The organism is Silvibacterium dinghuense, assembly GCF_004123295.1.
In the GTDB taxonomy this organism is placed as follows: domain Bacteria; phylum Acidobacteriota; class Terriglobia; order Terriglobales; family Acidobacteriaceae; genus Silvibacterium; species Silvibacterium dinghuense.
On record NZ_SDMK01000003.1, the window covers coordinates 177,723 to 192,799 of the forward strand.

Genomic DNA, 15,077 nt, shown 5'->3' on the forward strand with positions numbered 1-15,077 from the left:
GCCTACATCGTGCGGACAGACGCGAGCGCTTGCGGAACCGTTCGTGTCCGCGCCGGCACGGCTGCCGTTTCTCCCGGCTTCATCTCGGTGAGCCTCCGCCCCAGCCGGCGTGAGAGTTCGACAATCGTGCGCAAACGCTCAGCCAGCGCAGCCGGAGCACTGGGCTCTGCGGCCGCCAGCTGACTCTGCAGCAGCAGCCCGGCCACCAGCTCACGCAGCTCGCTTTCGATCGCCTCCCCGGCGGCGCGCAGGGCTAACTCCTGCTCCCGCTGCCGGCGGTCGAGAGCAGCGCGCACCTCGCGCACCAGGCGGCCGCAGCCGGAGATGGCGAAGTTGATCTCGATAGCCAGCGCCGTCCCTGTTCCCCGTAGCAGGGTGTCCATGCCGTCCTCCGACGGGTCCAGCAGAGACTCGTCGAGGATCACCAGCGCATACTCCCGCCGGCGGAGCGCATGCAGCGCGGCGCGGCGCGTGGAGACCGTCTCGACCTCCAGCTGAAACTGCCGCGCGAGGACGGCGGCGCACGATTCCGCGCCTTCTATGGCTGTAATCAAAAGTACCGGTTCCATTTCCCCCTCCGTTTTCGGGCGACAAGCGTCCTTCCAGGCTGGCGCGGCAGCTACGGCCGCGATCGATGCCATCCAGGAAGCGGCTCATGCCCCTGCGCCGCTGATGCCGTACTCCTTGAGCTTGCGGTAAAGCGTGGTTTTGCCGATGCCCAGCAGGCGCGCCGCGCGGAGCTTGTCGCCCTTCAGATCGCGCAGCGCTCCCAGGATGGCCTGCCGCTCGAGCTCGGCCAGAGGCTGCACCGCCTGCTCGACATGCGCGGGCTCGGGAGCCTTGCTCCGGTCGACCTCCGTCCGATAGGCATGCAGCCGGAAATCCTGCAGCTGGGTGGGAAGATCGCCGATGTGCAGTATGGGACCGGTCGAAAGCGTGCAAGCCCGCTCGACCGAGTTCTCCAGCTCCCGTACATTCCCCGGCCAGGCGTAATCGCTCATGATGCGCAGAGCATCGTCGCTGAGCACATACCGCTGCTTGCGCTGCCGACTGTTCCGCTCCAGAAAGTGCGCCGCCAGCAGGGGAATATCCTCACGCCGCTCGCGCAGCGGAGGAATCCGCAGGCTGACCACGTTGAGCCGGTAATAAAGATCGCGCCGGAAGCGGCCCTGCTCGACCATCGTCGTCAGATCCCGGCTCGTGGCCGCCAGGATGCGTGCCTGGAACGGCACCGGCTGCGCGCTGCCGATCGGACGCATCTCCTTCTCCTGCAGGGCACGGAGCAGCTTCACCTGCAGATCCAGGGTCAGCTCGCCCACCTCGTCCAGAAAGACGGTTCCGCCCTGCGCCATGGCGAGCAGGCCATCCCTGGACCTCGTTGCCCCGTTCATGCCGCCTTTGACATAGCCGAAGAGCTCGCTCTCGATCAGGGCCGGCACCAGCGAGCCGCAATCCACGGGCAGAAAGGGCCTGGCGGCATTCGGACCGTGGGCATGGATAGCCCGCGCCACCAGCTCCTTGCCGGTGCCGCTTTCTCCCAGGATCAGGACAGGATGCGAGGTCTGGGCCACCTTGGAAAGAATGCGGTACAGCTTTTCCATCTCCGCGCTGTTGCCGACAATCACCGAAAGGCCGGACTGCTGACGCATGCGCTCGCGCAACACGCGGCTGGCCGCATCCACTCTCCGGCGCTCGGCGATCCGCTCGAGAATGGCCGTCAGGTCTTCGGCCAGAAAGGGCTTGCTCAGGTAATCGGTGGCGCCGCTGCGCATGGCCTCGACCGCGGAGGTCACCGTGGCGAAGGCCGTCATGACGATCACCGCGATCTCCGGCTGCAGCAGCTTGATCTCTTCGATGAGCTCGATGCCGTTGCGCCCGTCGCTGCCCCGTTTCAGGTCGATGAGCAGGATGTCGGCACCGCCGGCGCGCAGCAGGCTCCGCGCCGCCTCGATGTCGGCTACGCCGCGGACCGGATAGCCACGTGCGGCAACAATCTCGCAGCAGGCCGTGCGGACAGCAGCATCTTCATCCACCACTAAGAGATGGAGCTTACCGGCTGGCTCGAAAGCAAGCGCCGGCGATGACATAGTCAATCGTTCCGGTAGTGACATAGTCGGTCGTTCGGGTAAAGTTGCGAACATTGTGGCATCCTCCCTCGTGGCGCGTCAGCCGGAAAAATGCAGCGAAGCCATCCTTTTATGAATCTTCGGTAATCGCGCTGCCTGAAATTCCTGCACGAGAATGACCGGATTGGGGTTCGATTCCTGAATTTGCACACATGAGAGGAATCAAAGAACGATGCGGCTCTGCCGCGCCACGCCGCCGGCGCAAAACCCGTCCCCCCAAAACCCGTACAATGACGAGCGATGACACAGAGCACGCCATTCTTCCGTACCGAGGGCCGCAAGCCCTCCGATCTCCGCACTATCCGCCTTACGCCCAACTTTGTCGCCACCGCCGAAGGCTCCATCCTGATCGAGGCCGGCAACACCCGCGTCCTCTGCAACGCCACGGTCGAGCAGGGCGTTCCCGGCTGGCTGCGCAACAGCGGCCGGGGCTGGGTGACCGCCGAATACGGCATGCTGCCCCGCGCCACCCTGACCCGCACGGCGCGCGAGAGCGAGCGCGGCAAGGTGGGAGGCCGCACCCACGAGATTCAGCGCCTGATCGGCCGCTCGCTGCGCGCCGTTGTGGATATGCAGGCGCTCGGCGAGCGCACCGTCATCCTGGACTGCGATGTTCTCCAGGCCGACGGGGGCACCCGTACCGCGGCCATTACCGGAGCCTGCGCGGCGCTCGCGATTGCGTTTGAACGCATGGTCTCGACCGGCGCGCTCAAGGCATCGCCGCTGAAGCAGCTGGTGGCCGCCACCTCGGTCGGCATCGTGGAAGACACGGTTCTGCTCGACCTGGCCTATGAAGAGGATTCGCAGGCCGAGGTGGACATGAATGTCGTGATGACCGAGGACGGCGGGCTGGTCGAGGTCCAGGCCACGGCCGAGCGCCAGGCCTTCCCCCGCGCCCGCATGCTGGAGATGATGGATTATGCCGAGGCCGGCATCCGCCAGCTGCTGGAGCGGCAGCGCGAGGTCATCGCCGCCGAGGCCGCCCTGCGTGCCGGCACGAAATAGCACAAATCCCCGGCCGCAAATCCCGGGGACACGAGTCGAGTTAGAATAGGGCCGCATCTAAACTGCTAGAAGCGGAAGACAATCCATTTCGAACCATCTGACACAGCAAGGAGCAGGAGAAAAACAATGTCGACGAAGCTCACCCCCGGCAAGCTCGAAGGTCTGAAGGCGGTATCCGACAAGCGCGGCGTCATCGCTGCCGCAGCCATGGACCAGCGCGGCTCGCTCAGGAAATCGCTGGCCAAGGAAAAGGGAGTCGCCGATGTTCCCGACTCCGCGCTCATCGAGTTCAAGGAGCTGGTCACGGAGGTGCTGACGAAGCATGCCTCGGCCATCCTGCTCGATCCGGAATTCGGCCTGCCCGCGGCGAAGAGGCGCAATGGCAAGGGTCTGCTGCTGGCCTATGAGAAGACCGGCTACGATGCCGCCACGCCCGGCCGTCTGCCCGACCTGCTCGATGTCTGGTCGGTGCGCCGCCTGAAGGAAGCCGGCGCCGACTGCATCAAAATCCTGCTCTATTACACGCCCTTCGAGAAGTCGCACATCAACGATCTGAAGCATGCGTGGGTGGAGCGCATCGGCGACGAGTGCCTCGCGCACGACATTCCCTTCTTCCTGGAGACGGTCGGCTACGACGTGCACGGCGAGAGCGAGAAGAGCCTCGGCTATGCGAAGCGCAAGCCGGAGATTGTCACCGGATCGATGGAGGAGTTCGGCAAAGCGCGCTACGGCGTCGATGTGCTGAAGGTCGAGGTTCCGATCCAGATGGAGTTCGTCGCCGGCACCAGGGCGTTCAAGGGGGAACAGGCCTATACCCGCGCAGAAGCCCTTGAGCACTTCCGTCTCGCCGCCTCCTCGACGCACAAGCCCTTCATCTATCTCTCGGCCGGCGTCTCGAACCCGGTCTTCATCGAAACCCTCGAGCTCGCTGCCGAGAGCGGCACCAGCTTCAACGGCGTCCTCTGCGGCCGCGCGACCTGGAAGGACGGCATCGCGATCTACGCCAAGCATGGCGCCCGCGCCTTCGAGGAGTGGCTCAACACGGTCGGCGTCGAGAACATCGAGAACGTGAACAAGGCCCTGAAGGCTGCCTCGTCGTGGTACGAGAAGGTGGGCCTGAGCCCGGCCACGGTGTAAAGCTCCCCAACCGCGAACCAAGAAAAAGCCCCGCTTCTTATCAGAAGCGGGGCTTTTTGTTTGCGATTCCTTTGCCCTCCGGGCATCTGCGTCACGGCCTTGCTATCGAAACGATTCTGGATGAGTGCCTTGTTCTGTTGGCAGCATCTGACATGGCGCTCCCCCTGCGGATTTGCGAAGGAACTAATCTGCGACCGTGATGACGACCTTGCCTTTCGCGCGCCCAGTCTCGACATAAGCCAGCGCTTCACCTGTCTTCTCGAACGGGAACACCCTGTCGACGACTGGCCGGATAACGCCGGATTCGATCAGGGATGTAACCTCGCTAAGATGCTGCCCCTGTGCGCGCATAAACAGGAAGGAGTAACGAACGCCAAGGGCCTTTGCCTTTTTCCGTACCCCTCGGCTCAGCAGGCGCATAACCAGCTTCAGAAAAGGGTTCAGGCCGAATGCTTCGGCGAAAGCAGGATCGGGTGGGCCAGAGATAGAGATGAGCTGACCGCCAGGCTTGAGCACACGTAGAGACTTCTCGAGTGTCTTTGCATCTTGACTATTCAACACGAGATCATAGTCTGATAGAACTTTCTCGAAATCCTGCCTCTTGTAGTCGATGACCACATCTGCGCCAAGACTTTTCACCAGATCGGCATTCTTCGCGCTCGTCGTCGTCGCAACTGTCGCACCAAGATGCTTGGCGAGTTGAATAGCAATCGCTCCTACACCGCCAGATCCTGCCTGAATAAAGACCTTCTGACCGGGCTGCACCTTCGCAACCTCAACCAGTGCCTGCCATGCAGTCAGCGACACCAGTGGGATGGACGCCGCTTCCACCATGCCAAGGTTCCTGGGCTTCAACGCAACGTCGGCCTCATCCGTGGCAATGAATTCGGCGAATGTGCCGACCCTATGATCGCGCGGCCGTGCATAAACCGCATCACCTACCTTGAACTTCCTGACCTTGGGCCCGGTCTTTACAACCGTTCCGGCGACATCATGTCCCAGAACGAACGGCGGACGATACGGAAGAAGAAGCTTGAACTCACCATCCCTGACTTTCGAGTCCAGCAGGTTCACAGCCGCGGCCTGAATCCTGATCAGGACATCGTTGTCTTGCAACTTCGGTTCTGGCACGTTGACCAAAGCCAGCGCGCCCTTCTTTTTGTACTTGTCAACGACGAATGCCTTCACCGACGTTCTCCAATCCAACGTTAGTAACGTTCTCAGATTTGCCCAGGAATGTGAGAGCTTTGGGCACAAAATCAGCGTGATACTGAAAAATCCCGCCATGGCCGGCGTCTTCGTAGATCACAAGTTGCGAGCCCGGAATACGCCGCGCCATGTCGATGCTATTCGCGGTCGGGACCATCACGTCATGGTCACCATTTGCTATCAGAACCGGGATCGCAATGCGCTCGAGGTTTTGAGGCTGCTGCCTGCCCCATGCCTTGATCGCCTTGAGTTGCCGAAGGAAAGCATTGGGCGTCGGGCCTTTGTCTCTGCCTGCTTTGCGTTCCTTCAACCGCTTCAGAAAAACCTTCGCAGCGCGGCGGCCGTTAGCCGAAGAGGTGAAGAACAGATAGGACTTCGGGTCACGGAGTGTCAACAGAGCCTTGATCATCCGCGGCCAGGAGACCGCTCCCACCCTCTCGATGCCTTCTCCACCCGCTGGACCGGTTCCGGTCAGGATGAGCTTTCGCACCAAGCCGGGAGCCTTCAGCACGATATCCTGCGCTACAAATCCTCCGAGCGAAAAGCCGAGCAGATCAACTTTTTCGAAACCCAGCGCTCGAATCAGAGCAACTGTGTCGCTCGCCATTTCGTCGATGGTCACAGGAGCCTTCCCTCCGGACGCACCGATACCCCGATAGTCAGTTGCGATAACGCGATGCCTGCTGGCAAGGCCGTCCACAATCCTCGGATCGAAGTTATCCAGTACCGCGCCCCAGTGGTTGAGGAGAATCAGCGGCACCCCGCTCCTGGGTCCAACATCACGGTAGGCGAAAGCCGTTTCCTTGACGCGGATAGAGAGATTCGGCGCCTCAACATAACGCTCGCCCGATCCGAAATTGTTGCGAGAACTTCCCATTGTTTGCTCCACGGCTTGTTACGCCAATCCGAATTGCTTCCGCAAGATTGTGTCGAAGAGAGACCGAGGGAGAAAACGCCTTGCGAAGGAGACCTGCCGCGCAGCCTTGCCGGAGGCATAGCGCAGACGAGGAGTCTTTTCGCTTGCCGCCAGCACGATCGTCTCCGCCACACTTTCCGCTGTATCCGCAACCGTCATCGCGCGCCCAAATGCGGCAAGATATCTGGTGCGACTCGCCTCATAGGCACTCAGCGGCCTGTCTGCCTGGGCGGAACTCGATTCGAACGAGGTCTTCGTAGCCGCGGGCTCGATGACCGCGACACGTACACCGAACTCACGCACCTCGTGATCGAGCGATTCGGAATAGCCCTCAAGAGCGTGTTTCGTTCCGGAATAGTAGGCGCTAAAGGGGGCCGGGATCAGTCCCAGTGCGGACCCTACATTGAGGATGCGTCCACTACGCTGCCCGCGCATGATCGGCAGGACCGCATTCGTCACGCGAACCACACCGTGGAAATTGGTCTCAAATAGACCTCGGACTTGCTCGATCGAGCTTTCTTCCGCTGCGCCTGTGACTCCGAAACCTGCATTGTTGACGAGCAGATCGATACGACCGAGTTCAGCGTCCGCCAGGGCAACAGTCGCCGCGACCGATCCATCGGAGGTGACATCGCACGCAATCATCCGGATACCTTCGCGCACCTCGTCAGGCTTGGCGCTGCGACTTGTTCCAATCACCCGGTAGCCTGCCTTTATCAGTGCCAAGGCTGCCGCCTTGCCAATGCCGGTCGACGCTCCCGTGATCAACGCAGTTTTCTGAGATGCCTGCTGTCCTGTCATCGTCATTCGTCCTTATTTTTGATCATTATATTACGATCATAATTTATAATTACAATCATAAGATCATGCATAAAGAAGCGAGGATGCAAAAATAATGAGATACGAGAAAGGGCGTAAGGAGACTACGCACGATCGCATCCTGGAGGTCGCGACACGCCGATTCCGGCAGGATGGAATCGCGGCGTCCGGTCTGGCGGGCATCATGTCGGAAGCTGGTCTGACGAATGGGGCTTTCTATGCCCACTTTTCTTCCAAGAGCGAGATGGTCGAAAAATGCATCGAACGGGCCATCGATGACCAGTGGCAGCAATTTGAAAAAGAAATTGCTGCGGGACGTCTGGTCGAAATTATTCGTTCTTATCTGTCAGAACAGCACCGGGATCATGCCGACTCGGGATGCCCATCTGCTGCGCTCTTACCTGAGATTTCACGCCAGGAACCAGCAACGAGGCATGTCTATACCGAGAGCGTGAAGCGGCTCGTGAGTGCCATGGAGAAGCAGTTGCCCGATATGCCGAAGGGCCCCAAGGCACGTGAGATCGCCATCGCGACAATGGGGCTTCTGATCGGAACGCTACAAATGGCTCGCGCCGTGAACGATCCGTCGCTCTCTGACGATATTTTGGCTGCCGGTACTCACGTCGCCAAGAGCCTGATTCAATCCGGGAAAAGAAGAGTGTAGTTCGTTCGGCAAAGCTTCTCGGAAATTCTGCACGGCGCTTGTGTTCGCTGCAGCCGACAGGAACAGGGCTCTTCTTGGGTTTGCGCATTGTCGCCGATCAGTCATCGGGAACAGCGAGTACCGCGAAGTCGGCTTCGAGGAAGGGATCCGGCATAGTCCGATTGCTGACAAGTCGACTTTTCGTGACCGTTCTTCACCAGGACAGAACTATGCTTGTAAAACTCCATTCCTGTTTTTCGTGAGAGGGAATGCTGCTCGGCTTAAGAGCGCAGGCTCGAGGCAAACAGCCGCTTGAGTAAGCACAGCTTGAGCGGCGTCTCCGCGGTCAGATCCAGCTCATGCCTGCGCAGGGTCGAAGTCATGCAGACATATCTCGACGTGCTCCTCCAACTCGGAACATTGGCTTCCAGTGACGGCTGCGGGAAACGGCATAACAGGCTCTAGATTTGTTCGACCACGGCCTGTGACAGCTTTCGGCTCAGCAGAATGCCTCCAATCATGAAGTAGAGGGCACCGAAGATGGCATAGCCTCCCAGATCCTTCGTGTGCAACTTTCCACCCAGGCCACCGAGCACAAAGGCAATACCCGCTGCAGTGGATTGCGCACCGCTCAGGATCATCGCCCATTGCCCACCCAGCTGCTTACGACGAATGAGCCCGGCGACGAGTTGAAGCACGCCGGCTCCGAATGCCCAGGCACCGAAGATCGCGATGGAGTATGCCGGTTTGCTAAAGATCGTTAAGGCAATCCCAAGAGCAGCAGCAGAGCCCAGGAGTGCATTGACGATCTGCGAAGTGCGTGCGCTTCCGGCAGGGCGTGAAGCCCTCAGATCGTACAGCGTGCAAGCGACGTCCCATAGAGGATACGCGATCAGTAAAACGGAAGCGACCTGTGGCTGCATACGTACCGTCGAAAGAACAGCGGCAGCCCATATCACCTGAAATACTGTGCGAACAAAGTAAAGGTTCCGCAGAGAGCGCGCTGATTCCGTGGAGTGGTTTTGCATGAGAAATTCCTCTATCTTCTAGTTGGTAGGTTTATAAAATAAAGCGAGGCACTGCATGGCCTCTGCTCGTTAGTTCCTTGCTTTATCGAGACGCTTGAGTGCTGCTCCGGTCACAAGCTTGAAGACCTCACAGTCACCGGTGGCGCGGGCGGAGAGCATCGCTCCATGCACGACCGCCATCAGCGTCTGAGCTTCCGTTGCCGCCGAATCGTGCAGCCGGATGTCCCCGGCTTTCACGCCGGCCTTTAACGTTCGCTCCAGCCATTCGCTCAATGCCCGGAAATGCAGGCGCACTTCGACCTGTACTTCCTCCGGCAGGGATGGAAGCTCCGCTCCCATGAGCGCAGCAACGCAGAAGGGGACCGTATGCTTGCGGATACACCCCTCCCAATACTGAACGTAAGCATGAAGGCGTTTCCGGGGGGCTTCAATCTGCCGGTCGAGCTGCGCAGTGCCTTCGATCGTCTTCTCGCGATGCGCCTTGAGAACCGCTGCGGCCAGGGCTGCCTTGGTCGGAAAGTGATGATGAATGCTCGGTTTCCTGATTCCGACTGCTTCGGAAATATCGGCATAGCTGAAAGCCGAGTATCCCCTTTCGATCATCAGGGCTTCCGCCGATTTCATGATGCGTTCTGCCGTTTCTCCCTGCACGCCAAGTAGACTACCTACTAGTCGGTTTGGTTACAAAAATCTTTTTGCGTAGATTTGAAGGGTTATTTCCGGGCAGACGAGCGTGCCTTATGTCCGGCAAGAAACTGCTGATAGGTATCCTCGATGAACGCATCATCGATCGCCCCTGAGCCGAGCAGCAGCCGGTAGTAGAGCGATCCGTATAGCTGATCGATCGCGGTGTCGATGTTGAAGTCGCGGCGTAACGAGCCCTCCGAGATCGCGGCCTGTATGTTTTGGCGAACCCCTTCCCGCCGGGGATTGAGCCAGCGGTCACGGAAAGCCGAAGCGAGTTCCGGGTCCGACTGGGCTTCGGACACCAGGGAACGGATGAGATTGCCACGCGCGCTACGGAAGAAAGCAGCCTGCAGATGGAGCTGCCGCCGGAGGCTTTCGAGCGCGCTGCCGGCTTTGGGAAAAGCTGTTTCATTCCCGATCAGCTCCAGCAAGGAATCCATCACGACCGCTGCCTTGTTTGGCCAGTGCCGGTAAATCGTCATCTTTCCTACGCCGGCCTCGGCGGCAATTTCATTCACACTCACAGCACGGAAGCCGCTCCGGGTGATCAAGCGGAGAGTGGCCTTAAGAATTGCATCATGAGCTGCCTGACTCCTCGGCCGGCCTATGGTCCTCATACTGCCTCACGTTCCGGAAACAAAATGCATCCTTAACGATACCGCGAGTATCTTATTCTCGAGAAACGATACTGGCGGTATCGATTGGAGGAGACGATGAACAAGGTTGTCATCATCACCGGCGTAAACAGTGGCCTGGGCAGGGCATTCGCCCATGCACTGCTGGATTCCGGCTTCACCGTCGTGGGAACGGTGCGGAAGATGGAAGCCGTGCAAGCATTCGAGCAACTGAAACCGGGAGCCGCGTTTGCACGGGTGCTCGATGTGACGGAAGCTCCTGAACGGCTGGCCGCGGTCGCCGCAGAAATCGAACGCAATGTCGGCCCGGTTTATGGGCTTATCAATAACGCCGGGTACGGCCATGAAGGCACGCTGGAAGAAAGCTCGATGGACGCGTTGCGTCAGCAATTCGAGGTAAACGTTTTTGGCGCTGTGGCCATGATGAAAGCGGTCTTGCCTGCGATGCGCGCCCGGCGCGAAGGACGCATCCTCAACGTGACTTCGATGGGCGGTCTCATGACGATGCCCGGACTCTCGTACTACCACGGAAGCAAATTTGCATTGGAGGGGATTTCGTCGTCGCTGGCCAAGGAGGTGCGACCGCTGGGTATTTACGTCACGGCGATCGAACCCGGCATGTTTCGGACAGACTGGGCAGGCCGCTCCATGGTGCGTTCAGAACGGTCGATCTCCGATTATGACGCGATCTTCGATCCCATCCGTGAAGCGCGTAAAGCAAGAAGCGGACAACAGCCGGGAGATCCGGCCAAGGCCGGCAAGGTTGTTGCGAAGTTCTTAATGGCAGCAGAGCCGCCTGCTCACCTTCTGCTCGGTCCCGATGCGTTCGATTACGTCCAGAAGGAACTGGAGGCAATTCGGTCCGAATTTACGGCGTGGGAAGCGGTGACCCGATCAACCAACTTCGAGCAGGAGACCTGAGCCCTCGCGCAGACTCAGAACTGCCTGCTCAACGCAAAGAAGCGCTGCGCTTGTCCCACGTCGCGCAGGATCTGGGCCTTCAGCGCTTCGGGGGTTTCGAACTTCCGCTCGCCGCGCAGCCGCTTGAGGAAGCACAGCTCGAGCGGCGTCTCCGCGGTCAACGCAATCTCATCCCGATTGGGATCGAAGTCGAGCAGATAGGTCTCAATCGCATAGGAGGGCTCGCCGAATGTCGGACGCACGCCGGCATTCGTCACTCCGTCGAAGACGCCCTGCCCGCCGATATGCAGCCGCGTCACATACACGCCGTCCGCGGGCAGCAGCTCGTGGTAAGGGGCGAGGTTGATGGTCGGCACGGTGAGGCGCGAGCCGATGCCGCGTCCGCGCGCCTGCGTAGAGTGGATCGAGAAGGGACGGCCGAGCAGGCGGCGCGCCGTGCTCACATCGCCTGCGGCCACGCGGCGGCGTATCTCCGAGCTGGAAACGATGAGCCGTCCCACGTGAATGGCGCTGTGCGTGACCACTGCGAATCCGAGCGACTGCCCCAGCTCGCGCAGCTCGAGGATGCCCGCGCTCGCGTTGTGGCCGAAGCGGAAGTTGTCACCCTCGTGAACTTCGACTGCCTCGAGCAATCCGGCGAGCACTCCCGAGGCGAAATCCTGCGCGGTGAGCAGCGAAAACTCGGGCGTAAACGGGATCACCACGGTCGCATCGAGCCCTGTCGAGGCCAGGAGTTCCAATCGCACATCGAGCGGCGTAATCAGCTTCGGAGACTGCCCGGGCCGCAGCAGCCGCACCGGATGCGGATCGAAGGTGAGGGCGACGGACTTTGCGCCCAATGCCTGCGCGCGCTCCCGGACGCTGGCGATGATGGCGCGATGGCCGCGGTGCACGCCGTCAAAATTGCCGACGGCGACGACCGTGGGGCCGAAACCCGCCGGAATCTCCTCGAGACTGCGAAAGACCTGCATGGCTAAGATCGTTCTCCTGCCGAGGTCTCTGCCTGCAGCGTGATGGGAATCCTCAGGCCGTCATAGGCCATGCGGATATGCGGCGGCAGCGCGGCTTCCGTGGGCGCATGGTCGAGCTCGTGCGCGATGTGCGTGAACCAGGCCTGGCGCGGCCTGACCCGCTCCACCCAGCCGAGCGCCTCATCCACATTCGCATGGCTCGGATGCGGCTCCCAGCGCAGCGCGTCGAGAATCATCACGTCGAGGTCTTCGAGCAGCGGCAGGCTTTCCTCCGGGATGCGGTTCATGTCGGTGAGATAGGCCACGTTGCCGAAGCGATAGCCGCCGACGGCGAGCCGTCCGTGCATCAATGGAATACGCTGAAAACGGACTCCGGCAATCTGCGCGGACTCCTGCCCGTTCATCGGCTCGAGCCGCACCCGCGCCCGTGTCGGATACTTTGCATCCGGAGCAAAGGTGTAGGAGAAGACCGTGCGCAGCACCGCTGCCGTCGCGTCGTCGGCATACAGCGGCATGCTGTCATGATGGCGGAAGCTCAGCGGCCGCAGGTCATCGAGGCCGAGGATGTGATCGGCGTGGGGATGCGTGTAGAGGACCGCATCGACGTGCGTGATCTTCTCACGCAGAGCCTGTTCGCGGAAATCCTGCCCGGTATCGATCACCACCCGGTGATCGCCCCACTCGACGGCAATGGAGGGCCGGCTGCGCCGGTTGCGCGGATCCGTAGACGTGCATACTGCGCACCCGCAGCCGAGCGTCGGCACACCCATGGACGTGCCGCTGCCCAGCACCACGATCTCCGCCTGAATCGAATCCCCTGCCTGCATCAAACCGCGCGGCCTAGAACTTGCCCGGAGGCGGGGTGTGCGCCTGCTGCACGATGGCGTTGGTGATCTCGAGGAACATCATGCGCAGCTCGAAGAGCAGGCTCTGCAGCAGACGCTGCTGCGCCTCGGTCAGATTGCCCTTGGTCTTCTCTTCGAGCGCGGTCAGCATGTCGATGCTCTGCCGCGCGCCGAGAATATCGATCCGCGGCTTCTGGCCGGGCTCGGCCGCCGCACCCATGGCGACCACCGCCGAGAGGTAGATCGACTGGAAGACATGCTCGATGCCGACCGGCCCAAGGTCCTTCATTCCCGGATTCTGCTGCCGCAACAGCTCATCCAACTGCAGGGTGGTCTCCTGATAGGCGGCATGCTGCTCGGCGGCCTCCGCAGCGGAAGGCTCTTCGAAACTTCCCTGCCCCTCGCCCTCGAGTGGTGCCTCGGCTACCGGCTCAGGCACCACCACAGGAGCTGGAGCCGGCGGTGGAGGCGGCGCAGGAGCAGCAGGGCGCGAAGGCATGGTCACGACGCGCGCGCCGGCAACTGGAGCCGTCTCCGCTGCGGCGGCGAACTGGCCGGGGGCGGGGTGAACCGCTTCGGCAATATCCGCGGTGAACTGGCCAGGAGCAGGATGCACGGCATCGGCCACATTCGCAGTGAATTGCCCGGGCGCCGGATGCACGGCTTCGGCCACATCCGCGGCGAACTGGCCAGGGGCGGGATGGACAGCCTCGGCCGCGTGCGCGGCGAAGTCGATGGGCGCAGCAGCAGGCGCGGCAGGAGCAGCCGGGGCGGGGCTCTCGGCAGGATTGCGCAGATCGCCATCCTCGGTGAACTTGCGGCGATCGGTCACGGTAAATGCGGGCGGTTTCTCTGCCATATGTCTATCCTCGAAACTAAATTCTACCTGCCACGGCAAACGCTCCGCGTTTAAAGCCCGGCGATTTCCGGCCTGCGCTCCGCGATGGTCACCTTGACGCCCGATGCGCTGAGCGGCAGGCCGCGCTCCGCTGCCTCATTGCGAAGAAAGCCCAGCGCCAGTGTTCCCTGAAAGACCGGCAGATCGAAGGCCGCGATGCTGCTCAGCTCACCAGCTGGATTCTGCGCCGCGCCCTCAGCCTCGATGGGCAGCGTCGCACCCGCTTCAAGCGGGCCGAGACCGGCTGCCAGCTGAAATTGACGGAATCCGCGATGCACCGCAGCCCGCGAGCGGATACGCTCGACAATCTCCTGCCCGAGATAGCATCCCTTGCTGAAGTTCAAGGCCTGCGTCTGCGCCGTCTCCTGGGGCAGATGGCGGTCGCGGATATCGACACCATAGAGCGGCGTGCCTTCGAGGATGCGCAGCTTCTCGATCGCCTCCGCGCCACACGGCTCGGCGCCGGCGGCCGTCAGCGCCTGCCACAATGCCACTACGGCTCCGGACGGAACCAGCAACGCAAAACGCGGAACGAGCGGAGAAGCCTCATGGATCACCAGGATTTCATGCTCCTGCCAGCGCGCGGCAACGAAGCTCAATGCCTCGGTCGATTCTGCGGCGGGAGCGGCCAGTCCCAGCGATTCGAGCACCGCGACAGCTTTCGGCCCGGCAACGCCGATGGCCGTCAGCCCGTCCGCGGGATGCAGCTCGACGTCATCCATGATGATGAAGTGATCTAAATGCGCCAGGATTGCCACCTGCTGGGAGCGGTCGGTCTCCAGCAGCAGGTGATCGGAAGAGCGATAGATATTCGCATCGCCCTGGATACGGCCCTGCGCGTTGAGCAGGAAGCTGTAGTTTCCGTGCCCCTCGGTAAGCCCGACGATGGTGTTGCTGACCATCCCGTTGAGCCAGCGCACCTGATCTTCGCCGGTGATGCGGACAAAGGCCCGGTAGCCGAGGTCATAGCAGCCGGCGGCAGCGGTCAGCGCGGCCAGCTCGGGGTTCGCTCCGGCAAAGGCCAGCACGGTTTCAGCACCCCGATACGCGGTGAGGGCAAGGCCCGGGGAGCCGGCGGTCAGCGCGGCGGCCAGAGGCGTCGGCTCCAGCACAGAAGAGGCGGCAACTCCCGTCGATACAACATCACTCATAGTCTTAACCTGTTCAAATTATAGTCACCGCGTCCCTCTCCCTGCCCCGCCCGCTCGTCCAACAGGCGGCACTCACGATATGGTTC

At 61.3% G+C, this 15,077-nt stretch carries 16 protein-coding genes; 4 read left to right on the forward strand and 12 right to left on the reverse strand.

The genetic code is table 11. The annotated features are described in order from the left end of the window. Positions 1 to 2: 2 nt before the first annotated feature. Both ESZ00_RS14725 and ESZ00_RS14730 read right to left on the reverse strand, forming a co-directional pair. Entirely contained in the window at positions 3 to 569 is a 567-nt protein-coding gene (locus ESZ00_RS14725) for a hypothetical protein (RefSeq protein WP_129209081.1), read from the reverse strand. Positions 570 to 653: 84 nt separating this feature from the next. After that, positions 654 to 2,087, reverse strand: a complete 1,434-nt coding sequence (locus tag ESZ00_RS14730) for a sigma-54-dependent transcriptional regulator (RefSeq protein WP_129209082.1) — start codon at positions 2,085 to 2,087, stop codon at positions 654 to 656. 279 nt (positions 2,088 to 2,366) lie between these two features. Between ESZ00_RS14730 and rph the strand changes: the two genes are divergently transcribed. Both rph and ESZ00_RS14740 read left to right on the forward strand, forming a co-directional pair. Beyond that, positions 2,367 to 3,131, forward strand: a complete 765-nt coding sequence (rph, locus tag ESZ00_RS14735; protein WP_129209083.1) for a ribonuclease PH — start codon at positions 2,367 to 2,369, stop codon at positions 3,129 to 3,131. 126 nt (positions 3,132 to 3,257) lie between these two features. Beyond that, positions 3,258 to 4,268, forward strand: coding sequence for a tagatose 1,6-diphosphate aldolase (locus ESZ00_RS14740; protein ID WP_129209084.1), 1,011 nt, complete (start codon positions 3,258 to 3,260; stop codon positions 4,266 to 4,268). 183 nt (positions 4,269 to 4,451) lie between these two features. Here the strand turns inward: ESZ00_RS14740 and ESZ00_RS14745 are convergent, their stop codons facing one another. From ESZ00_RS14745 to ESZ00_RS14755, 3 genes are read right to left on the reverse strand one after another with little or no spacing between them, the layout of a single operon-like run. Next, the gene (locus tag ESZ00_RS14745) at positions 4,452 to 5,456 is read right to left on the reverse strand and encodes an NADP-dependent oxidoreductase (protein WP_129209085.1); all 1,005 of its coding nucleotides are present in this window, start codon (positions 5,454 to 5,456) and stop codon (positions 4,452 to 4,454) included. Next, positions 5,437 to 6,366, reverse strand: a complete 930-nt coding sequence (locus ESZ00_RS14750) for an alpha/beta fold hydrolase (protein WP_204520215.1) — start codon at positions 6,364 to 6,366, stop codon at positions 5,437 to 5,439. The genes ESZ00_RS14745 and ESZ00_RS14750 overlap by 20 nt, the downstream gene beginning before the upstream one ends. 6 nt (positions 6,367 to 6,372) lie before the next feature. Beyond that, positions 6,373 to 7,200, reverse strand: coding sequence for an oxidoreductase (locus ESZ00_RS14755; protein WP_338055738.1), 828 nt, complete (start codon positions 7,198 to 7,200; stop codon positions 6,373 to 6,375). Between the two features lie 88 nt (positions 7,201 to 7,288). Between ESZ00_RS14755 and ESZ00_RS14760 the strand changes: the two genes are divergently transcribed. Further along, the gene (locus ESZ00_RS14760) at positions 7,289 to 7,876 is read left to right on the forward strand and encodes a TetR/AcrR family transcriptional regulator (RefSeq protein WP_129209086.1); all 588 of its coding nucleotides are present in this window, start codon (positions 7,289 to 7,291) and stop codon (positions 7,874 to 7,876) included. Between the two features lie 440 nt (positions 7,877 to 8,316). On the opposite strand, the gene ESZ00_RS14765 is transcribed toward ESZ00_RS14760, so the two are convergent. The 3 genes from ESZ00_RS14765 to ESZ00_RS14775 all read right to left on the reverse strand — a co-directional run bounded on the left by ESZ00_RS14765 (position 8,317) and on the right by ESZ00_RS14775 (position 10,187). Continuing rightward, positions 8,317 to 8,778, reverse strand: coding sequence for a hypothetical protein (locus ESZ00_RS14765; RefSeq protein ID WP_229741361.1), 462 nt, complete (start codon positions 8,776 to 8,778; stop codon positions 8,317 to 8,319). A gap of 174 nt (positions 8,779 to 8,952) precedes the next feature. Further along, positions 8,953 to 9,507, reverse strand: a complete 555-nt coding sequence (locus ESZ00_RS14770) for a TetR/AcrR family transcriptional regulator (RefSeq protein ID WP_268235310.1) — start codon at positions 9,505 to 9,507, stop codon at positions 8,953 to 8,955. 89 nt (positions 9,508 to 9,596) lie between these two features. Beyond that, positions 9,597 to 10,187, reverse strand: a complete 591-nt coding sequence (locus ESZ00_RS14775; RefSeq protein WP_129209089.1) for a TetR/AcrR family transcriptional regulator — start codon at positions 10,185 to 10,187, stop codon at positions 9,597 to 9,599. Positions 10,188 to 10,283: 96 nt separating this feature from the next. Between ESZ00_RS14775 and ESZ00_RS14780 the strand changes: the two genes are divergently transcribed. Then, positions 10,284 to 11,126, forward strand: a complete 843-nt coding sequence (locus tag ESZ00_RS14780; RefSeq protein WP_129209090.1) for an oxidoreductase — start codon at positions 10,284 to 10,286, stop codon at positions 11,124 to 11,126. A gap of 14 nt (positions 11,127 to 11,140) precedes the next feature. On the opposite strand, the gene ribF is transcribed toward ESZ00_RS14780, so the two are convergent. Genes ribF through ygfZ form a run of 4 tightly spaced genes read right to left on the reverse strand, consistent with a single transcriptional unit; the run spans position 11,141 to position 14,991 of the window. Beyond that, positions 11,141 to 12,097, reverse strand: a complete 957-nt coding sequence (gene ribF / locus ESZ00_RS14785) for a riboflavin biosynthesis protein RibF (protein WP_129209091.1) — start codon at positions 12,095 to 12,097, stop codon at positions 11,141 to 11,143. Between the two features lie 2 nt (positions 12,098 to 12,099). After that, positions 12,100 to 12,924: an MBL fold metallo-hydrolase gene (locus ESZ00_RS14790; protein WP_229741355.1), complete on the reverse strand. Its 825-nt coding sequence runs from the start codon at positions 12,922 to 12,924 to the stop codon at positions 12,100 to 12,102. Between the two features lie 13 nt (positions 12,925 to 12,937). Beyond that, positions 12,938 to 13,801 (reverse strand): DUF1844 domain-containing protein, encoded by an 864-nt coding sequence (locus ESZ00_RS20210; protein WP_188590876.1) that lies wholly within the window; start codon positions 13,799 to 13,801, stop codon positions 12,938 to 12,940. Between the two features lie 50 nt (positions 13,802 to 13,851). Further along, positions 13,852 to 14,991, reverse strand: coding sequence for a CAF17-like 4Fe-4S cluster assembly/insertion protein YgfZ (ygfZ, locus tag ESZ00_RS14800; protein ID WP_129209092.1), 1,140 nt, complete (start codon positions 14,989 to 14,991; stop codon positions 13,852 to 13,854). Between the last annotated feature and the right edge of the window lie 86 nt (positions 14,992 to 15,077).